The sequence below is a fragment of the Agrobacterium sp. 22-226-1 genome (assembly GCF_053522345.1).
Genome location: NZ_JBNWCP010000010.1, coordinates 157,610 through 177,769, shown reverse-complemented (window position 1 = coordinate 177,769; position 20,160 = coordinate 157,610). Strand labels below are relative to the sequence as shown.

At 59.7% G+C, this 20,160-nt stretch carries 17 protein-coding genes; 7 read left to right on the top strand and 10 right to left on the bottom strand.

The annotated features are described in order from the left end of the window. Nucleotides 1-7 precede the first annotated feature (7 nt). Nucleotides 8-406 (top strand): curli-like amyloid fiber formation chaperone CsgH, encoded by a 399-nt coding sequence (gene csgH / locus ACQZ5K_RS18130; protein WP_448741031.1) that lies wholly within the window; start codon nucleotides 8-10, stop codon nucleotides 404-406. A 170-nt stretch (nucleotides 407-576) separates the two neighbouring features. Next, nucleotides 577-990 (top strand): curlin, encoded by a 414-nt coding sequence (locus ACQZ5K_RS18125; protein ID WP_374997134.1) that lies wholly within the window; start codon nucleotides 577-579, stop codon nucleotides 988-990. Between the two features lie 48 nt (nucleotides 991-1,038). Here the strand turns inward: ACQZ5K_RS18125 and ACQZ5K_RS18120 are convergent, their stop codons facing one another. The 8 genes from ACQZ5K_RS18120 to ACQZ5K_RS18085 all read right to left on the bottom strand — a co-directional run bounded on the left by ACQZ5K_RS18120 (nucleotide 1,039) and on the right by ACQZ5K_RS18085 (nucleotide 9,257). Further along, complete coding sequence (locus tag ACQZ5K_RS18120; RefSeq protein WP_448741030.1) at nucleotides 1,039-2,034, bottom strand: hypothetical protein; 996 nt, start codon at nucleotides 2,032-2,034, stop codon at nucleotides 1,039-1,041. A 159-nt stretch (nucleotides 2,035-2,193) separates the two neighbouring features. Beyond that, nucleotides 2,194-3,063, bottom strand: coding sequence for a D-psicose 3-epimerase (locus ACQZ5K_RS18115; protein ID WP_374997136.1), 870 nt, complete (start codon nucleotides 3,061-3,063; stop codon nucleotides 2,194-2,196). Nucleotides 3,064-3,129: 66 nt separating this feature from the next. Continuing rightward, complete coding sequence (locus ACQZ5K_RS18110) at nucleotides 3,130-3,795, bottom strand: nucleoside triphosphate hydrolase (RefSeq protein ID WP_448741029.1); 666 nt, start codon at nucleotides 3,793-3,795, stop codon at nucleotides 3,130-3,132. Between the two features lie 26 nt (nucleotides 3,796-3,821). Next, nucleotides 3,822-4,670, bottom strand: a complete 849-nt coding sequence (locus ACQZ5K_RS18105) for a sugar phosphate isomerase/epimerase family protein (RefSeq protein WP_374997138.1) — start codon at nucleotides 4,668-4,670, stop codon at nucleotides 3,822-3,824. 1 nt (nucleotide 4,671) lies between these two features. Next, nucleotides 4,672-5,667, bottom strand: a complete 996-nt coding sequence (locus ACQZ5K_RS18100; protein ID WP_374997139.1) for an ABC transporter permease — start codon at nucleotides 5,665-5,667, stop codon at nucleotides 4,672-4,674. Then, nucleotides 5,664-6,680 carry an ABC transporter permease gene (locus ACQZ5K_RS18095; protein WP_374997140.1) on the bottom strand — a complete coding sequence of 339 codons (1,017 nt, stop codon included), beginning with the start codon at nucleotides 6,678-6,680 and terminating at the stop codon, nucleotides 5,664-5,666. Before ACQZ5K_RS18095 ends, ACQZ5K_RS18100 begins: the two co-directional genes overlap by 4 nt. Continuing rightward, nucleotides 6,673-8,163: a sugar ABC transporter ATP-binding protein gene (locus ACQZ5K_RS18090; RefSeq protein ID WP_374997141.1), complete on the bottom strand. Its 1,491-nt coding sequence runs from the start codon at nucleotides 8,161-8,163 to the stop codon at nucleotides 6,673-6,675. The genes ACQZ5K_RS18095 and ACQZ5K_RS18090 overlap by 8 nt, the downstream gene beginning before the upstream one ends. A 116-nt stretch (nucleotides 8,164-8,279) precedes the next feature. Then, nucleotides 8,280-9,257 carry a substrate-binding domain-containing protein gene (locus ACQZ5K_RS18085; RefSeq protein WP_174025129.1) on the bottom strand — a complete coding sequence of 326 codons (978 nt, stop codon included), beginning with the start codon at nucleotides 9,255-9,257 and terminating at the stop codon, nucleotides 8,280-8,282. A 237-nt stretch (nucleotides 9,258-9,494) separates the two neighbouring features. Between ACQZ5K_RS18085 and ACQZ5K_RS18080 the strand changes: the two genes are divergently transcribed. From ACQZ5K_RS18080 to ACQZ5K_RS18060, 5 genes are all read left to right on the top strand, one after another. Continuing rightward, nucleotides 9,495-10,574 carry a LacI family DNA-binding transcriptional regulator gene (locus ACQZ5K_RS18080; protein WP_374997142.1) on the top strand — a complete coding sequence of 360 codons (1,080 nt, stop codon included), beginning with the start codon at nucleotides 9,495-9,497 and terminating at the stop codon, nucleotides 10,572-10,574. 75 nt (nucleotides 10,575-10,649) lie between these two features. Further along, nucleotides 10,650-10,982: a tetratricopeptide repeat protein gene (locus ACQZ5K_RS18075; RefSeq protein WP_374997143.1), complete on the top strand. Its 333-nt coding sequence runs from the start codon at nucleotides 10,650-10,652 to the stop codon at nucleotides 10,980-10,982. A 152-nt stretch (nucleotides 10,983-11,134) separates the two neighbouring features. Further along, nucleotides 11,135-13,015, top strand: a complete 1,881-nt coding sequence (locus ACQZ5K_RS18070; protein WP_448741028.1) for a sigma-54-dependent Fis family transcriptional regulator — start codon at nucleotides 11,135-11,137, stop codon at nucleotides 13,013-13,015. Nucleotides 13,016-13,175: 160 nt separating this feature from the next. Continuing rightward, nucleotides 13,176-14,249: a 2,3-butanediol dehydrogenase gene (locus ACQZ5K_RS18065; RefSeq protein ID WP_448741027.1), complete on the top strand. Its 1,074-nt coding sequence runs from the start codon at nucleotides 13,176-13,178 to the stop codon at nucleotides 14,247-14,249. Nucleotides 14,250-14,361: 112 nt separating this feature from the next. Continuing rightward, a complete protein-coding gene (locus tag ACQZ5K_RS18060) occupies nucleotides 14,362-16,164 on the top strand; it encodes an NAD(P)/FAD-dependent oxidoreductase (RefSeq protein ID WP_448741026.1) in 1,803 nt (600 codons plus the stop codon). Between the two features lie 46 nt (nucleotides 16,165-16,210). Here the strand turns inward: ACQZ5K_RS18060 and catB are convergent, their stop codons facing one another. Together catB and ACQZ5K_RS18050 are read right to left on the bottom strand one after the other, a co-directional pair. Then, nucleotides 16,211-16,846, bottom strand: a complete 636-nt coding sequence (gene catB, locus ACQZ5K_RS18055) for a type B chloramphenicol O-acetyltransferase (protein ID WP_374997147.1) — start codon at nucleotides 16,844-16,846, stop codon at nucleotides 16,211-16,213. A gap of 330 nt (nucleotides 16,847-17,176) precedes the next feature. Beyond that, nucleotides 17,177-19,966 carry a bifunctional aconitate hydratase 2/2-methylisocitrate dehydratase gene (locus ACQZ5K_RS18050; protein ID WP_448741025.1) on the bottom strand — a complete coding sequence of 930 codons (2,790 nt, stop codon included), beginning with the start codon at nucleotides 19,964-19,966 and terminating at the stop codon, nucleotides 17,177-17,179. Nucleotides 19,967-20,160 lie beyond the last annotated feature (194 nt).

The window sequence follows — 20,160 nt, the reverse complement described above, 5'->3', positions numbered from 1 at the left end:
ACGAGCCATGCCCCATACCCTCAGACATCCGCGCCGTCTGGCGGCGAGCCTTGCAATGGCCCTGCTTCCTTTCGGCGCTGTTGCGGCCATATCGACTGCAAAGGAACCGGCCGAAGGGCAGCGTTGCGAGATCAGGGCAACACCGCAGGCCGGCATGGTAAAGCTCGAGGCCGTCACAAAGAGTGACACCGGTGGCCGCGGGACTTACTCCTTTCACGTCGAAAAATCCGGCGGCGGCGGGAGTTCCGTCATCAATCAGGGCGGCGACTTCGACGTCGCGGCTGGACGTTCGCAACTGCTGAGCTCGGTGACACTCGATGCGAAGGGAGCCCGCTACAAGGCGGTGCTCGATCTCGTGATCGATGGCAGGAGCTTCAGTTGTACGAAGCAGATTGGCGGCGATTAGGCTGCCGTCATGTCGTATATTTCACCAGAAAGGGCGCCCGTTTCGGCGCCCTTTTTTCTTTTGATCGTGCCGGGCCCTCTGAACGACATGTGAATGGGCAATTCCGGTCTGGTTCAGTTGCGAAATGCGACAGTGGATCATCGGCAAGAGGCTGACAGATGGAGATAAGAATGACCAACAACCTATTGAAACTTCTTACCATTACTGCGCTTGTCGGCAGCCTCGCGCCAATCGGGTTTTCCGCACCCGCTCAGGCCGGCGGCCGGATTTCATTCGACCTCGCACCGGGCAATACAGCGGATGGAGATCTTCTTTCCACCGGGCTTCGCGCCTATTCGCTGTACCGTGGCCTGAAGGATGCCGATATCCGGCAGCTCGGCCGTGGCAACGCCGCCGGCATCGCCCAGAACGGCGGCGGCAATCTCGGCTTCATCCGGCAACGGGGCAACGGTCATGCCGCAACATTGCAGCAGAATGGCAACAACAACGCCTATGGCATTTTCCAGTATGGCCGCAACACGCAAACCAATGTGGTGCAGGATGGGGACAATGGCAGCGGCCTGACCTTCAGCTATGGCTGGTGAGACAATTATCGAACTGCCATACCCACGGCACCTCGCCACCGGGCGGGATCAATTATGGAGAACGGACAGAACCTTTCCGTCCCTGCCCTGCACGATATCATGCGACGGAACCGGTGGAGCATCGGCAGCCGGCAGGGGCGCGATTATCAACCACGCGCCGGGATAGTCGTTGCGAAGATGCCGGGGATTGTAGCGAATATTGGTTCCGGCGGCATGGTGAAGCGTCCCGAGCGTTGCGTCTTTTGACAGGACACCTCTTTTGATCTCGTGGAGTTTTCGCTCGCCATCAAGGGCAAACGTTGCTTCGGAAAGATCGAAACTGTCGATGTGAACGGTCTGGTCCTGAGCCGTATCGAGAACCCATTTATCGGAATCGACGAAGCCATCGGTATAGACATTGCCGGTGGAGGCGCGCAGGGACGTGCCTTTCGGCAGGGTGATGCCGTCGACAACATTGCCATCCGAAAGAGTGCAATTGCTGAAAGCGGAGATGCCGCCATCGGGCGAAAGATCGAACTCTACCGGTTGCGTCGCGTCGCAGCGCCAGCCGCTCTGGGTGGTTACGCCGTTGCCGGTAATCCGCATTGTCTGCGGGGTAAAGCCCACCGTTTCATAATTCTCGTTGGTTTTTATCGAGATATAACGGGCGATTTCGACGGCATCGATATCCGCCACCCGCACCGGATGCGGAAACACGGCCCGGTCGAAGGCTTCCCTGTTATTGGCAATGGCCAGTTGGAGTTTCGTGCCTTTGGGCATATCGATCTGGCCAAGGCGCGCCGGCTCGAGCAGTTCCGGCCGATGGCTTGCCGTCCTCTCTTTGTCATAGGCGCGCATCTGCAGATAAAAATCACCGAACCGAAAGAGGGTGAAAAGCGCGACGGCGGTTACCAGTCCATAGGACAGGATCATCGGGCGCTTCCAGCGGCCCGCCACATATCGGAAGACCAACAGGAGCGTCCAGACGACCCATACGAGGGTCGTGATGAGCAAGAAAGCAAGGAGAAGCAGCGCTTCGACGGACGGTAGTGCGACAGGGATCATGCAAACCAATGGTCTTGGGCGGATCGTCTTGATCCTGAAGAGACATCAGTGCTTTAGCCCACAAGCGGTTATCTTTTCAACTCGGCGATTGCGGGCGAACATACCAGTGGCTGCCCGGGCGACAGATAGCCGCCGCCCGGTCAATGCGCTTATACGCCATCAGCCGCCAAGCACGAAACGGGAGAATGCCAGGGCATTGCGGGCATCCTCGTCCATTTTCGCGAGGTCGGCGCCGCCGCTGAGATCGCGCCACACCTTGATGTCGGAGCCGATTGTTCCGCCGGTCTTGACGAACGGCTCCATGACGACCGCGCCGGTGTAATTGATATCGCGAAGGGCGAGGCCGATTTCGTGCCAGGGCATCCTGCCCTTGCCCGGTACGCGGCGATTGCTCTCGCCGGTATGGAAATGTCCCAGCAACGGGCCAGCCGTACGGATGGCCTCGCCAAAACTGTCTTCCTCGATATTCATGTGGAAGGTATCCAGCATGACTTTCACGTTGCTCTTGCCGACATCCTTGACGAAAGCGACGCCCTCGGCCGCCGTGTTGAGCACATGGTTTTCAAAGCGGTTGAGGACTTCGATGCACAGGTTGATGCCGAGATCATTGGCGAAATCGGCAATGCCGTGAATGCCTTCGACGCCGCGCGCATAATCGCCCGCCTTGTCGACCGGCTGCGAATAATCGATCGGCCAGTAGGAATGCAGCGCGCCGCCGATGGTGTGGATGTTGAGCTTGGCGACATTGGTAAGGGTGCGTTCAAAGAACGCCTTGCCGGCTGCACGAACCGCGGCATCCTCTGACGAAAGGTTCTTCGTTTTCGAAGGGCCGATGCCGGCGGTGAGGATGATGCCGTTATCCTTCGCGCTCTGCCTGATGACGGCGAGTTCGGCGTCGCTGTATTCATTGATGTGGTGGGCGGCGACTTCGATGATATCGAAACCGAGCTTGGCGACCTTCTCGATATAGGGGCCGAACTTGGCGCTCCACTCATGTTCCCAGTAAGAGTAATAGATGCCGTGTTTCATGGAGGTCTCTTTCGCTTTTCTGTTTCGCTTGACTTTGGATAGGGAGGTGCAGCCCTTCAGGCAGGTTCAGGACGCGGGGCCGCTTCCCGGATTTCCGATGCGAAGGTCCGGCTCCGTGCTTGTGGACGTGATGAAGCGGCCATTGGGGAGATCGTTTTCCTCCACCTTCCGGTTGATCTCGTCCTCGCCGAGACCGAAGCTTCGCCAGCGATCTCTCAGCCGCGCACGCAGGTCGTCTTCGTCGACATCAACGAAAATCGTGAGATCGAAGATCGGCTTGAGACGATCCCATGGCGACTGGCCGGCGAGGAGATAATTGCCTTCGCAGACGATGATATCGACGTATTGCGGGATCAGGCGGCCGCCGGCGCGGGCGATCTCGATGGCGCGGTCAAAGACGGGGACGGCAACGACATCGTCCTCATTGGCCTTCAGACGCTCAAGCATGTGGCGCAGGCCGTGGGCATCGAACGTATCGATGGCGCCCTTGAAAGGACGGCGCTTCATCTCTTCCAGAACGGCATCGTCATAATGAAAGCCATCCATCGGAAACAGTGCGGCCGATACGCCTTCGCCTGCATTCAACGCATCGACCACGCATTCGGCGATGGTTGATTTTCCCGATCCGGGCGCACCGGCGATCGCAATCATCAGACGCCTGCCCTTGGACCCTTCCAGTCGCTGGAGGGCAAGGTCCGCAATCTCGTGGGCATTCTCGTCAATTTTACTCAAGGTGCTTGCCCCGATAATGAGTGCTTTCAGAAAATGCGGTACTGGTTTGCCTTGTCGCGCAGGAATGCCAGGCCCTTGTCGAGAACCTCATCGGCGCTGGGCGCAACCGGCCGCCAGGTGGAAATCGCGCCGGCCATCTCCCTGGGCATCGCTGCGAAGCTTTCGAGCGTCAGCACGCCCTTGAAGCCGATGGCTGCGAGCGCCGAAAACACCTCGTCCCAAGCAACATTGCCGCAGCCCGGCGTGCCGCGGTCGCTTTCCGACATATGCATGTATTTCAGATGGTTGCGGGCGGCGATGATGCCATTGGCGATGCCCTTTTCCTCCATATTCATGTGGAAGGTATCGAGATGGATGAAGATGTTGTCGGCACCGATGCGCTCCACCAGCGCCACCGCCTGTTCGGCGGAATTGAGCAGATGGTTTTCGTAGCGGTTGACGGTCTCGATGCCGAATTGCAGGCCGAGTGTTTTTGCGTGGCCGGCAGCCCTGGAGAGCGCCCTTGTCAGATTGTCATATTCGCCCTGTGTCGGCGGAAATCCGGTTCGCTCATTGGTGCCGCCATAGGTAACACCCGTCAGCGCCTCCGCGCCCATTTCTGCGGCCTTGTCGAGCGCAGCATTCAGATGGTCGATTGCCGCATCGGGACGCGCGGACGCCCAGGCGGGCTCCGGCAGCACCAGCGAGCAGACGGCCCGCAAGCCGTATTTCTCCAGCAGGGCGCGCGTGTGTTTTGCATCGACGGCGGGGATATCGATGAGAGGAATCTCGATGAAATCCTGACCGTAATCCGCGGCAGCGGCGATGGACCGTCTGGCGTTTTCGTGGTCCCAGTTCAGGGACCACATCATTGCGTGAACACCGAAGCCTTTCACGTCATACCTTCTTTCTGAGAGATGCGAAGTAGCTCGAAAACAGGCCGCGCGCCGCCATGACGACAATCATCAGCACGCCCCAGAGCGCCGTTGCCAGATGCTGGTTGGCGCCGAGAAGATTGAGGCCGGACGACAGGAGCTGCAAAACGATGAGCGCGACGAAGACGGGCAGCACCCGACCGAAACCGCCGAACGGATTGATGCCGCCGAGAAAGGCCGCCAGCACCGTGATCAGCAGATAGGATTCCCCGTGGCCGACACGGACGGAGTTGAAACGGGCAAGCATGATGATGCCGGCAACCGCACACATCAGGCCCGAGAGCGTGTAGACGAGAACCTGAATCTTGCGCGTATTGAGACCGGAATAACGCGCGGCTTCGATGTTCGAGCCGATCATCAACAGGCCGAAGCCGAGCTTGGTTCGTGTCAGCAGCACATGCCAGAGGCCGACGCAGACGATGAATATCAGAAGCGGGATCGGCAGACCGAGAAGCGTGCCGTGACCGAGCGGCGCCATATAGGCGGGGAAACCGGAAACGTCTCCGCCACGGGTGAGAAACTCGCCAAGGCCGCGCAGGAAAATCATCATCGACAACGTCACCAGAATGGGGTGCGCGCGGGTGTAGGCAATCGCCGCCCCCGTCATCGCGCCGGCAGCACCGCCGGTGACAAGTGCGACAAGGCAGGCGAACAGGAAGGCACTCGGCGGCGCATCCACCCCGCCATGAGCCTGCAACACCCAGGCTGCGGCGAGACCCGACAGATTGGCTGCGAAGGTAACGGACAGATTGATGCCGCCCGTCAGCAGCGGCAACAGCATCGCCAGTGTCAGCAGGCCGAGTTCCGGCAGCTGGAAGGCAACCGAACCGAATGTCGCGAGCGAGAGAAAGTTATCGGCAAAGGTTCCGAAGATGAGCATAACCGCAATAAAGGCAATCACCGGCCCGGCCATGTCGGCACCGAAAATCGCGTTGAATTTCCGAACGAGACTGTTCATCGCTGTGCGCTCCCCTTTTTCGTGGATGTGCGAAGCGCACTCGGCAAAAGCTTGTCGAAGCGGGTGGAAGAGAGCGTGATGGCGATGAGGATGATGGCCCCCACGATCATCTTGAAGGCAAAGGGAGAAACGCCCATCAGGTTGAGACCGTTCTGGGTGATCGACACCATCAGCACCCCGAGCACGCAGCCGATGACCGACCCCTTGCCGCCACCGAGCCGGGCACCGCCGAGGACGGTGGCGGCAAGAACATCCAGCTCGCGGCCATAAAGCGCGTTCGGCACCACCTCCTGCGCGTAATGCGCCTGCATGAGCCCGGCAATGCCCGCCATCAGGCCGAGCCAGCCGAAGGAAATATAGTGCATGGCGCCGATATTGATGCCGAAGCGGCGTGCGCCTTCAGGATTGTCACCAAAGGCGTAGAGCTTGCGACCGACGGTAGTGCGCGAAATCATGAACCAGGTGGCAAAGCAGCAGAGGATCATGACCACGACGGGCAGCGTCAGCTCTACCCAGGAACCATCGGACATCTCGCGCTCGTAAAACACCACGCGCGTGGACAGCCATTCCGGCAGATCGTAGATCGACACGCCCTTGGTGAAGAACATCAACAGCCCGAAGAAGATGTTGAAGGTGGAGATGGTCGCGACGATGGAAATGATATTGAGCCGCCAGACGAGGAAGGCGTTGACGAAACCGAGACTAAGGCCAACCGCGCCGGCGATGATGAAACCTTCCGCCCAGTTGCCGCCGCCGAGCGCATTGAGCGCCAGCACCGTGACATATTGGACGACGGAGGCCGCGACCGCGAAGGAAATGTCGATACCGCCCGAGATCAGCACCACAAGCAGGCCGACCGCAAAGATGATGTTGACCGCCGAGACATTCAGCACATCGAAGGCGTTGGAAATGGTGAGGAACCGGTCGGTGGCAAAAGACAGTCCCGTGCAGAGCAGCACCATGACGACCAGCAGCGTGAATTCGGTTGTATGTCCGAGGATGAGCCTACGCATAGATGGCGGACTCCAGTTCGGTCAGCGACAGCCGTCGCGGATCATAGGTGGCGTGGAACCGGCCTTCGACCATGTGGATGACCCTGTCTGTATTGAAATAAACTTCCGGGGCTTCGTCGGAGATCACGATGATCGAGAGACCTTCTGCGGCGAGCTTGCGGACGATTTCGAAGATGCCGGCGCGGGCGCCGACATCGACCCCCACGGTCGGCGCATCGAGGATGAGGATTTTCGGCCCGATTGCCAGCCACTTGGCAATTGCCACGCGCTGCTGGTTGCCGCCCGAAAGCGTGCGGATCGGATCTTCGGGCAGGCCGATCTTCACCCCAAGCGCCGAAATCCACCGGGAAACGACATCCGCCTTTTTAGAGGGTGAGATGAGGCCGCCGCTCAGCAGCCGGTCGAGCGAGGCCATGACGAGATTGTCGGCAATGGATTGCGGCTGGTTGAGACCGAGCGATAGCCGGTCTTCGGAAAGATAGGCGACGCCCGCCCGGATCGCATCGCGGTTGGAATGAAAATCCACCCTCTTGCCGTCAATCAGGATTTCACCCGATTGCGGCCGATGCATGCCGAACAGCGTCAAAGCCAGTTCCGTGCGGCCGGCTCCCAAGAGGCCGGTTATGCCAAGCGTTTCGCCCCGCCGCAGATCGAACGAAACGTCCACGAACTCGCCGGCCCGGCTCAGCCCGCGCACCGAGAGAACGACGGGCTTGTCATCGTGATCGGCGGCGATGACGGCGTTGTCGAAATTGCGGCCGGTCATCAGCTCGGTCACCCGTGACTGGGTCATGCCTTCAACGGGAAAGACACCGACAAGCGAGCCGTCTCGCAGCACGGTGATGCGGTCTGAAATCTCAAGTACTTCCGCAAGGCGATGCGAGACGAAGACAACCGCGACACCTGAGGCCGACAGGTTGCGGACGATGTCGATCAGGTAATCCGTTTCAGACTGCGTGAGCGACGCGGTCGGTTCGTCCATGAAAACGAGCCGCGCTTCCCCGACCAGTGCGCGGGCAATCGCCACGATCTGACGCTGGGCGATGGGCAGTTCCTTGAGCGGCTTATCAAGATCGATCTCGACGCCGAGCCGGGCCAGCGCCTTTTCGGCCGCCTGCTCGATGGCGCGCTTGTCGACCAGCCCGTATTTTCCATTCACCGCGTACTGGAAGCCGATATTCTCAGCCACCGTCATTTCATCGAAAAGCGCCAGATCCTGCCAGATCACCTGGATGCCAAGCGATTGCGCAAGCGTCGGGGTCATCGCAGCGATGGATTTGCCGTCGAAATAGAGCTCGGCGTCACTCTCGGGCGTGTAAACGCCTGTGATGACCTTGATCAGCGTGCTTTTACCGCAGCCGTTTTCACCGGCAAGGCAATGCACTTCACCCGGATTGACCTCGAAAGAAACACCTTTCAGCGCGCGGACGCCGCCGAAGGTGACTTTGACATTTTTGAGGGACAGGAGCGGTTCTGCGCTCATGATAACGTAAATCTCCTTCGCCGCGGCAGCATTGCAGACGTGGCGCTCGGCATGTTTTCCAGATGGGACGTCGCGCGCGTATTACACCCGCGCGACGCCCTTGGCCTTGGGGAGGATCAGAGGCCCATGGAAACGAGCTTGTCGATGCTTTCCTTGTCGATCTTCAAAAGCTGGTCGACGACGATGGTGTTGCCCTCGGGATTGATGGTGCCGAGACCTTCGATAGTGTCGCCGGCCTTGGGTGTCTCGCCCTTGGCGATACGGTCGGCGAGGGTGATGAAGACTTCACCGGCCTGTTTCGGGTTCCACATGAAGCCGCCCGTCAGCGCGCCTGATTTGATCAGCTTGGCGCCCTGCCCCGGAGAGAACGGGCCGATGACGAAGACCTTGCCATCCTTGCGCCGCTCTTCGACGGCACGCCCGGCACCGATCGGCCCCTGCGAACCGAAGGCGAGGAAACCGCTCAGGTCAGCATTGGCGGACATCAGGTCAAGCGCCGTCGAACGGCTCTTGTCGAGATCTTCGGCGACACCGTAGCGATCGCCGACGAGCTTCATGTCCGGATAATTGGCCTTGATGTAAGCGATGGCGGCATCCGCCCAGGCATTATGAAGCGGAACCGTAAGCGAACCGACGAAGACGGCATAGGAGCCCTTGCCGCCCATCTTTTCCGCCAAGAGCTTGCCATGCGCTTCGCCGAAACCCTTGGCGGATGCCAGTTCGAAATCCCAGTCAGCGCCGAGCTGCTTGGGCGATTCATGGGTGATGACCTTGATACCAGCGGCCTGGGCCTTTTTCAGCACCGGCTCCAGCACCTTCGCATCATTCGGCACAACGCCGATGAAATCGACCTTCTGGGCGATCAGGTCTTCGATGGCGCGGACCTGCAGGGCGGGATCGGCGCTGGTCGGGCCGACCATGAAACCGTCGACACCGAGCTTCTTGCTCTGTTCCTTGATACCGGCCTCCATGGCGTTGAACCACGGAATGCCGCCGATCTTGACGACGACGCCCACCTTCGGCCCTTCGGCAAAGGCGGTGGACGAGAGCAACGCGAGCGACAGGCCGACCGCTGCAGCAATAATTTTCTTCATGATGTTCCTCCTCAAAAAATCGGCAAACGAAACCCGCCGCAGCCATTTTTTATCTGGCGCGTTCAAAATTTCTCATCTCGCTTATTCGAGACTCTCCCTTGCCACTCCCACAGCAACCATCCTGCACAATCGATATTGCCAATGTGCACAATCGATGGTGCAATAACCATAACATGAAGCGCCCTTCCGTCAAGGGGATGTGTACTCTAATAATTGGAATCAGTTGGGGAGGTCGCAGTGACGGGTATAAGTTCCAAGAAAGCCACCATTTATGACTTGTCGATATTGTCGGGTGCATCAGCCTCGACAGTGAGCGCCGTGTTGAACGGATCGTGGCGCAAACGGCGGATTTCGGAGGAGACTGCCGACAAGATTCTCTCGCTCGCCAAGGCGCATCGCTACACCACCAACCTGCAGGCCCGCGGCCTGAGGAGTTCAAAATCCGGTCTCATCGGGCTTCTGGTGCCCATTTATGACAACCGGTTCTTTTCATCCATGGCGCAGACGTTCGAGGGGCAGGCCCGCAAACGCGGCCTGTCGCCCATGGTGGTCTCCGGGCGGCGCGATCCCGAGGAAGAACGCCGCACCGTGGAGACCCTGATCGCCTATTCCATCGATGCCCTCTTCATTGCAGGCGCGACCGATCCTGACGGCGTGCACCAGGTCTGCGCCCGCGCAGCACTGCCGCATGTCAATATCGACCTTCCCGGCAAATTCGTACCCTCGGTCATTTCCGACAACAGGCACGGTGCGGAGATACTGACATCGGCGATCCTTGCCCATGCGGAAAAAGGCGGGCCTCTCGGCCCTGACGATGTCATCCTGTTCGGCGGTCACGACGACCACGCCAGCCGCGAGCGTATCGACGGCTTCCACGCCGCCAAGGCCGCTTATTTCGGCGCGGTGAGCGGAGACGATATCGAGATCACCGGTTATTCACCGCATATGACGGAGCTGGCATTCGAACGTTTCTTCGAGCGCAGGGGCCGCCTGCCCCGCTGCTTCTTCGTCAATTCATCGATAAATTTCGAAGGCCTGCTTCGTTTCATGGGGCGTCATGATGGCGAGGCCTTCGGCGACATCGTTGTCGGCTGCTTCGACTACGACCCTTTCGCATCCTTCCTTCCCTTCCCGGTCTATATGATCAAACCCGATATCGCGCAGATGCTCGAAAAGGGTTTCGAACTGCTGGAAGAGAATCGGACCGAGCCGGAAGTCACCATCATCGAACCGAAGCTCATTCCCCCGCGAACCGCTCTCGAAGGCCCGCTCGACGACATATGGGACCCGGTTGCATTGCCTCGCATGGCGAAGTGACTGCGCGAATTCCCGCTTGACCTCAACTGCGCTTGAGGTCGTACCGATTGCATGGCGCTTCACCATTGCAACGGGATGATGATGATCGAAAAACTCATGAGGATGCTGGAAGACGGACGGGACAGTCCGCTGCTGCGCTTTTCAATCGCGAAGACTTTGACGACCGCAGGGCAATTCGAAGATGCCGCACATCATCTGCAGGAGGCCATCCGGCAGGACCCAGACTATTCGGCGGTCTGGGCCGAACTCGGAGAATGCCGCGCACGGTTGGGGGATGACGACGGCGCCATTGCGGCGTGGGTGGAAGGAATGTCGGTGGCCATCAGGCGTGGCGACATTCAGGCCAAAAGGCAGATGGAGGTCCGGCTGCGACGTTTGCGGTCGCGCGCCCCGAAGGGTGCCGGTTGATGAGACCCGCATTAGCGGTGCAACCGGTCGCGTCGTTGCCAGCGCAATCGAGCCCATGCGCAAAAAATCGCCGGAAGGTTAGCCAGATTTCATAAAACTGGCTATGATCGCCGGAAAAATCACGGGAGGCGGCTGTCGAGGGCCGGTGATTTATGGGTTTTTCGGATCACATCAAGGAAATCGAGCACGTCGGACAGGGCAGGAATACCGGCCGGGATGCGGTGGTGCTTGAATCCTGGCGACGTTGTCTCGACACCTATCAGCTTGATCCGGCCAAGGCCCGCGAAGCCGTCATCGTTTCCGAAACATGCCTGCGCGAGCATCGCCAGCGGGCTGAAGACCTCGTCCACATCGCCCGTTCCGGCCTGGAGCGGCTGTATCGGCAGGTGGCCGAGCAGAATTACGTTCTTCTTTTGTCGGATCAACAGGGGGTGACGGTCGAGTTTCTGGGCGACCCGTCATTCAACAACAATCTGCGCAAGGCCGGGCTTTACCTGGGCTCTGAATGGTCGGAGCCGCGCGCCGGCACCTGCGCCGTCGGCGCCTGCATCGCCACCGGCGAAGCACTGACGATCCATCAGACCGATCATTTTGATGTGACGCATACACCGCTTTCCTGCACCGCAGCACCGATCTACGATACCCAGGGCGCGCTCACTGCTGTACTCGATATTTCACTTCTGAGTTCCCCCGTCCTTAAGACCAGCCAGAACATGGCGCGCCATCTGGTTTCCTCGACCGTGCGAAGGATCGAACTGGCAAATCTGATGGCCAGCAGCCGCCATGATCTTGTACTGCGCTTTGCGGGCGCGCCCGAATTTCTGGATGTCGACCCCGAAGCGGCCCTGTCCGTCGATGGCTCCGGCCGGATAACGGGCATGACGCATGCCGCCGCACGCCTTCTCGCCGCATCGCGCGGGCTTGACTGGCGCTTGCCCGAGCGCCTTCTCGGGGAGCGGGTAGAGGAGTTTTTCGAGGCCGGCTTTGACGAGCTTGCCTCCCTCACCCGGTCAAGCCTGCCGCAGGAGCGGCGCATCGTCGTGAAGGACGGCACGGTGCTTTATGCGCACGCGATCGAACCGCAGCAGCGCCGGTCGACCCTGCCGCTTGCCCGTCCAAAATCCCAGCCTGTGAAAGAGCTCGGCGGCGATGGGCCGACGGTTCGAAACCTCAGGCGCAAGGTGGAAAAACTGGCGCCCGCAAAACTGCCAATCCTGCTGCAGGGACAGACCGGAACCGGCAAGGAACATCTCGCCCGCATCATTCATGACGTCAGCGGCGTTTCCGGCCGCTTCGTCGCCGTCAATTGCGCCGCCATTCCCGAACAGCTGATCGAGAGCGAATTATTCGGCTATCTGCCGGGAGCCTTCACGGGTGCGCTGGCGAAAGGACGCAAGGGGCTCGTGGAAGAGGCAAAGGGCGGGACGCTTTTCCTCGACGAGATCGGCGACATGCCGTTTGCGGCACAAAGCCGCCTTTTGCGGGTGCTGGCCGAAGGCGAGATCCTGCCCGTTGGTGGCTCCACCCCCCAGAAGGTGAATTTCAGGGTGATTTCCGCATCGCACCGCCCGTTGAGCGACATGGTACGGACAGGCAATTTCCGTGAAGATCTCTACTACCGCCTGAACGGGGCCGTGCTGACCTTGCCGGCGCTTTGCGAGCGCGACGACTTCCCTTGGCTCCTCGATAGGCTTCTGGAAAAACATGGGCTGCCGGGTCGTCCCCTGACGCTCTCCAACGCCGCCCGGATGTCGATCCTTGGCCATCGCTGGCCCGGCAATATCCGCGAGCTGGACAATGCGATAGCCTTTGCCGCCGCCCTTTGTGATGACGGGGTGATTACGGCGGAAGACCTTCCCGATCATCTTGTCTCCGCAACGCCAGCCCCCATGATCGACAGTCGCGGTGCCGATCTCGGCGCGCTTCTGGCCGCCTGCAACGGCAATGTGTCGGAGGCCGCGCGCCGGCTTGGCATCGACCGCACGACCATGCACCGGCGAATGCGACGCCTCGGCATCGGAAGGCCTCACTAGAAAAAGTGAGGCATGCGCCACGGCTGTCGCGCCACAGCTGTGGCGCTGTATAAAACCGTCACTCTGGTAAACCCCCGCAATTTCGGGCTTCCGGCATGGCAAACCTTGCTGGCACGGGCATTGCACCTTCTCCGGCATCAGGAGCCATCGAGGAGAAAACATGCGCGCGCTCAGATTTCATGCAGCCAGGGACCTGCGGGTTGAAGACATTTCCGAGCCGAAACGGCCGGGACCGGGACAGGTTCTCGTCCGCAACCGGTTTGTCGGCATCTGCGGCACCGATCTGCATGAGTATAGTTACGGTCCGATCTTCATACCCACCGAACCGCATCCCTTCACCGGGGCTCACGGCCCGCAAGTTCTCGGTCACGAATTCGGCGGTGTCATAGAGGCGGTCGGCGAAGGCGTCACCTCCGTTAACGTCGGTGATCGGGTGTCGATCCAGCCGCTCATCATGCCGCGATCCGGTGACTATTTCGCTGACCGTGGCCTTTTCCATCTCAGCACACAACTCGCGCTGGTCGGTCTCAGCTGGGAAGGCGGCGGCATGGCGCAGGCAGCGCTCGTCAACGAATATAATGTCCAGAAAATTCCCGACGAGATGACGGATGAAGAGGCCGCACTCGTCGAACCCTCGGCGGTTGCCGTTTATGCCTGTGACCGTGGCGGCGTCACCGCCGGCAACAGCGTCCTGGTCACCGGCGCCGGTCCGATCGGCATGCTCACGCTTCTTGCCGCGCGCGCGGCAGGCGCTGCGCAACTTTTCGTATCGGACCTCAATGACGCTCGCCTTGAGCTTGCCTGCAGTATCGTCCCCGACGTCATCACCATCAATCCGAAGCGTGACGATGTCGGTGATGTCGTGCGCGCAGCAACGGAGGGCAAGGTCGGCTGCGATGTGGCAATCGAATGCGTGGGCAATGAACATGCGCTCAAGGCCTGCGTCGATGCTGTGCGCAAACAGGGCGTTGTCGTCCAAACCGGCCTGCATCCGCATGAAAACCCGATCGACTGGTTCCAGGTGACATTCCGCGACCTGGAGATCAAGGGCTCGTGGGCCTATCCGACCCACTACTGGCCCCGGGTCATCCGGCTCATCGCCTCCGGGCTGCTGCCGGCGACGAAGATCGTTACCAGACGCATCACGCTCGATACGGCAGTGCCGGAGGGATTCGATGCCCTGCTCGACCCCGCCGGCACCCATCTGAAGATCCTGATCGATCTTTCGAGATAGCCTGTTGCCTCCGGTATGCCGGGAAGAGGAGCCCAACATACGGAGGCCACTGGCTTCAGGGGCGGCGATTCGCCGCTCCACCATCAGACCAAGCACCATGGAGGAGATAAATATGCTTGATGTCAGTCCCGCCACCAAAATCGACACCGTTCTTTCCAAGCTCGGCAATGCGCTGGAAAATGGAGACATAGACGCCACCGTCAACCTGTTTCAGGCTGATTGTTACTGGCGCGACCTCGTGACCTTTACCTGGAACCTGAAAACGCTGGAAGGGCGGGAGCAGATCCGCGACATGCTGACAAACCAGCTTTCCGCCATCAAACCCTCGGGCTTGGTGCAGGATGTGAAGGAGCAGGCCTCGGAAGGCAATGGCGTCACCCAAGGCTGGTTCGAGTTCGAGACCAAGGTTGCCCGTGGTTACGGCCATATCCGCCTGAAGGACGGGCTGATCTGGACCCTGCTCACCACCATGAGCGAACTGAAGGGCCATGAAGAGCCGAAGGGTATCCGTCGCCCGATGGGCGCGGAGCACGGCCACGACCGCAACCGCCGGACCTGGAAGGAAAAACGCGAGGCCGAAGCCGCCGAACTCGGCTATTCGGAGCAGCCCTATGTCGTCATCATCGGTGGCGGACAGGGAGGCATTGCACTTGGCGCGCGTCTTCGCCAGCTTGGTGTGCCGGCGATCATCATCGAAAAAAATGAACGGCCCGGCGACAGCTGGCGCAAGCGCTACAAATCGCTCTGCCTGCACGACCCCGTCTGGTACGACCACCTGCCCTACATTCCGTTCCCGGAAAACTGGCCCGTCTTCACGCCGAAGGACAAGATGGGTGACTGGCTGGAAATGTACACAAAAGTCATGGAGCTGAATTACTGGGGCTTCACCACCTGCAAGTCCGCCCAATATGACGAGACGACTGGCGAATGGACGGTGGTTGCCGACCGCGCCGGCAAGGAGGTCGTGCTGCGGCCGAAACAGCTGGTACTGGCGACCGGCATGTCGGGCAAGGCGAATATCCCGAAATTCCCCGGACAGGATGTCTTCAAGGGTGAGCAACAGCACTCCTCGCAGCATCCGGGTCCGGACGCCTATGCCGGCAGGAAGGTCGTAGTGATCGGCTCCAACAACTCGGCGCATGATATCTGCGCAGCGCTCTGGGAAGCGGGCGCTGACGTCACCATGCTTCAGCGGTCCTCCACCCATATCGTCAAATCGAACTCGCTGATGGATATCGGTCTCGGCGACCTCTATTCCGAGCGGGCAGTGGCAAACGGCATGACCACGCGCAAGGCCGACCTCATCTTCGCCTCCCTGCCCTACAGGATCATGCATGAATTCCAGGTTCCGGTATACGATCGCATTCGCGAACAGGACGCCGATTTTTATGCCGCGCTCGAGAAAGCCGGTTTCATGCTCGATTTCGGCGACGACGAATCCGGCCTGTTCATGAAATATCTGCGGCGTGGATCGGGTTATTACATCGATGTCGGGGCCTGTGATCTCGTGATCGACGGCTCGATCAAGCTGAAATCCGGGGTGGATGTCTCGCACCTGAGAGAGAATGCCGTGGTGCTGAAGGATGGCACGGAATTGCCTGCCGATCTGGTTGTCTATGCGACCGGCTATGGTTCGATGAATGGCTGGGCGGCCGACCTCATTTCGCGTGAGGTAGCGGACAAGGTGGGCAAATGCTGGGGCCTCGGCTCCGACACCACCAAGGATCCCGGCCCATGGGAAGGCGAGCAGCGCAACATGTGGAAGCCGACACAACAGCAGGCGCTGTGGTTCCACGGCGGCAACCTGCATCAATCGCGGCATTACTCGCAATATCTCGCGCTCCAGCTCAAGGCGAGACAGGTGGGCCTGAGAACACCCGTTTACGGCCTTCAGAAGCCGCATCATCTGTCCTGACCCGGAGGGAGTTCCGGCCCGCCTCGATAAGACGGGCCGGGCATTTTTACGACTGCGGCTTATCGGATCGCCAGAATCGATAAAGCTCAGCGACATTGCCGCTGGTCATGAGCGGCATTGCCGCCTTCAGCAGCGCCACCGGCCAGTCCCACCATTTCATCTCGAGCAGCATGGCGATGCTGTCGTCATCGAACCGCTTGCGGATCGTTTTTGCGGGATTGCCGCCGACGATGGCATAGGGTTCGACATTCTTCGTCACCAGCGCCCGCGTTCCGATCACCGCGCCATCGCCGACCGTGATGCCGGGCATGATGATCGCTTCCGAGCCTATCCAGACATCGTTGCCGATGACGGTATCGCCCGCTGGCAGATAGCCGTTGCCGGCATTCTCGAATTCCGGCACCTCCGGCATGAAGAAGAACGGGAAGGTGCTGATCCACTCGTTGCGATGGCCCTGATTGCCGGCCATGATGAAGGCGGCGCCCGAACCGATCGAGCAGAAGCTTCCGATCACCAGCCTGTCCGCGCCTTCATCCGGCAGCAGATAACGGGCGCAATCCTCAAAACTGTGGCCGTGATAATAGCCGGAATAATAGCTGTATTTCCCGACCACGAGGTTCGGGTTTCTGACCTGCTTGTCAAGCGTGATGCCCCGGAACGGGCTTTCGAAGTAATTTTCCATTGGAGTAATCTCACTGCAAATGTTCGCATTCGCTTGCCTTCAGACAAGCCGACGCCGAGCGCCAAGCCTGTCGGCTTCTCGCTCGATGCTCCTCGCGCGGCGGCGGGAGCTAGATGCAGGTGATACTCGATGCTTTTATCATTCAGTCTGGTTACCGCGAAAAGAGGCGAAGGCCAAGCCGAGACATGTCGCCAGTCTCCAATGGTCTGATCGGAGCACCGCCACCCATAAAAAACAGCGGGGATTTCTCCCCGCTGTCCACGTTCATCGGCGTTTTCAGTGCATCGCCATCGCGGAGCCTTTAGCCCAAGCACGGCGATAATCACGATTTCAGTAATGCACCGACTGGGAATCGATCGGCGTCGTCTTCGGCGGAGCGAACTTCGTCAGGTCGATGCCCTCGACGGCGGAACGATACTCCTCGATGCTCGGCGTACGGCCGAGAATGGCGGACAGCACCACGACCGGGGTCGAGGCCAGAAGCGATTCACCTTTCTTTTCGGCACTGTCTTCAACGACACGGCCCTGGAAGAGACGCGTCGAGGTTGCCAGAACCGTGTCACCCTTCGCCGCCTTTTCCTGGTTGCCCATGCACAGGTTGCAGCCCGGGCGTTCCAGATAGAGGATGTTTTCGTATTCGGTCCGGTTCGTTGTCTTCGGATTGATATCATCGAATTCGAAGCCGGAATATTTCTGCAGGATTTCCCAATCCCCTTCCGCCTTCAGCTCGTCGATGATGTTGTAGGTCGGCGCGGCAACGACGAGCGGAGCCTTGAATTCGACCTTGCCTTCGGTCTTTTCGATGTTGCGCAGCATCTGCGCGACGATCTTCACGTCGCCCTTGTGCACCATGCACGAGCCGACGAAGCCGAGATCGACCTTCTTGGTAGCGCCATAATAGGAAACCGGACGGATCGTATCGTGCGTGTAGCGCCTCGAAACGTCGTTGTTGTTGACGTCTGGATCGGCGATCATCGGTTCGTTGATGACATCGAGATCGACGACGACTTCAGCGAAATATTTCGCATTCGCGTCAGGCTTCAATGCTGGAACTTCACCGGAACGGATCTCCGCAATGCGCTGATCCGCCTTCGCAATCAGGCCTTTAAGCGTCTGTGCGGCATTGTCCATGCCCTTGTCGATCATGATCTGGATGCGCGACTTGGCGATCTCCAGCGACTCGATCAGCGTTTCGTCTTCGGAAATGCAGATCGAGGCCTTGGCCTTCATTTCGGCCGTCCAGTCGGTGAAGGTGAAAGCCTGGTCGGCAAGCAGCGTTCCGAGATGGACTTCGATGATACGGCCCTGGAACACGTTATCGCCGTGCTGCTGCAGCATCTGCGCCTGCGTTGCGTGCACAACGTCGCGGAAGTCCATGTAGGGCTGCATCGTTCCCTTGAAGGTGACCTTGACCGATTGCGGGATCGGCATGGTCGCCTCGCCCGTCGCCAGCGCCAGTGCGACGGTGCCGGAGTCCGCGCCGAAGGCGACGCCCTTGGACATGCGCGTGTGGCTGTCGCCACCGATGATGATCGCCCAGTCATCCACGGTTATGTCGTTCAGCACCTTGTGGATCACGTCCGTCATCGAATGATACACGCCCTTCGGGTCGCGCGCGGTGATGACGCCGAAATTATGCATGAAGGACATGAGCTTCGGAATATTCGCCTGCGCCTTCTTGTCCCAGACGGAGGCGGTGTGGCAGCCCGACTGATAGGCGCCGTCCACCAGCGGCGAAATGACGGTGGCCGCCATCGCTTCCAGTTCCTGCGCGGTCATCAGACCGGTCGTATCCTGCGAGCCGACGATGTTGACCTTGACGCGAACGTCGGAGCCGGCGTGCAACACCTTGCCAGGCGTCACGCCAACGGCGTTGCGGTTGAAAATCTTCTCGACGGCCGTGAGGCCCTGGCCTTCGGTCGAAATTTCCTTGTTCGGTGCAAAGACAGGGGTCGCCTCGACGCCAAGCGTTTCAGCGGCAAAAGTCTGCAGCTTCTTGCCGAAGACGATGGCGTAGGAGCTGCCCGCCTTCATGAATTCCATCTTCTGGGGCGTGAAGGACGAAGCGAGGTCGACCAGCTCGGTGCCGTTTTCGTCCCGCAGCTTGCGATTCTTGGCGTCGATCTTGAGGACCGTGCCGGTCTCGACCGAATATTTCTGCTCAAGGATGGGGTTGCCGTCATTGTTGAGGATCGGCTTGCCGTCTTCGCCGAGCTTCTTCACCCAGTTCTTCAGGTTGATGCCGATGCCGCCCGTCACATCGACGGTGGTGGCGAAAATCGGCGAAATGCCGTTGGTGCCCGCAACGATGGGGGCATAGTTGACGAAGGGCACGTAGGGGCTGGCCTGCTTGCCGGTCCACAGCGCCACGTTATTGACGCCAGACATGCGCGAGGAGCCAACGCCCATCGTGCCCTTTTCGGCGATCATCATCACCCGCTTGTCCGGATGCTGCTTCTGCAGCGCGACGATTTGCGCCTGCGCTTCCGGCGAGATCATACACTGGCCGTGCAGTTGGCGGTCGGAGCGCGAATGCGCCTGATTGCCGGGAGACAGGAGGTCGGTGGAAATATCGCCTTCGGCGGCGATGAAGGTGACGATCTTGATCTCGTCTTCAACGTCGGGGAGCTTGGTGAAGAATTCGGCCTTGGCGTAGCTTTCCAGCACGTCCCTGGCGATGGCATTGCCCGCCTTGTAGGCGTCGCGCAGGCGGAACATGTCGGCATCGTAAAGGAACACCTGCGTCTTCAGCACTTCGCCAGCCTTGGTGGCAATCGCAGCATCGTTGCCGAGCGCGATATCGAGCAGCACCTTGATCGACGGGCCGCCCTTCATGTGCGACAGCAGCTCCAGCGCGAAGGAAGGCGCGATCTCCGGCACGACGACTTCGCCGAGGATGATCTGCTTCAGGAAGGCCGCCTTGACGCCAGCGGCGCTCGTGGTGCCCGGCAGCGTGTTGTAGATGAAGAATTTCAGGGCATCAGCGCGGTGCTCGCTGCCCGCATCCTTGATCAGTTCGATAATCTCGGCCGTCAGTGCACCGTCATCGATCGGCTTGGGCGCGAGACCCTGTGGTTCTCTGCTTTTGATTTCAGCCAGGTAATCCAAGTAAAGGTTCATCGCAATCCCAACGTCATGATGTCTATGGGGCCGAACACAGCGTCACCGAACGGTACTGTTGATCGGCCCGGGTTTCTATCGATTTCGAGTACGCCAACCGGGGCCGGCTGACAAGATGTCGCATTTCAGTAAAAAACTCGTGGACGGGATTTAGCGTCGATCCTGCGCTTTGCAACCACGTCGCGACACTTTTG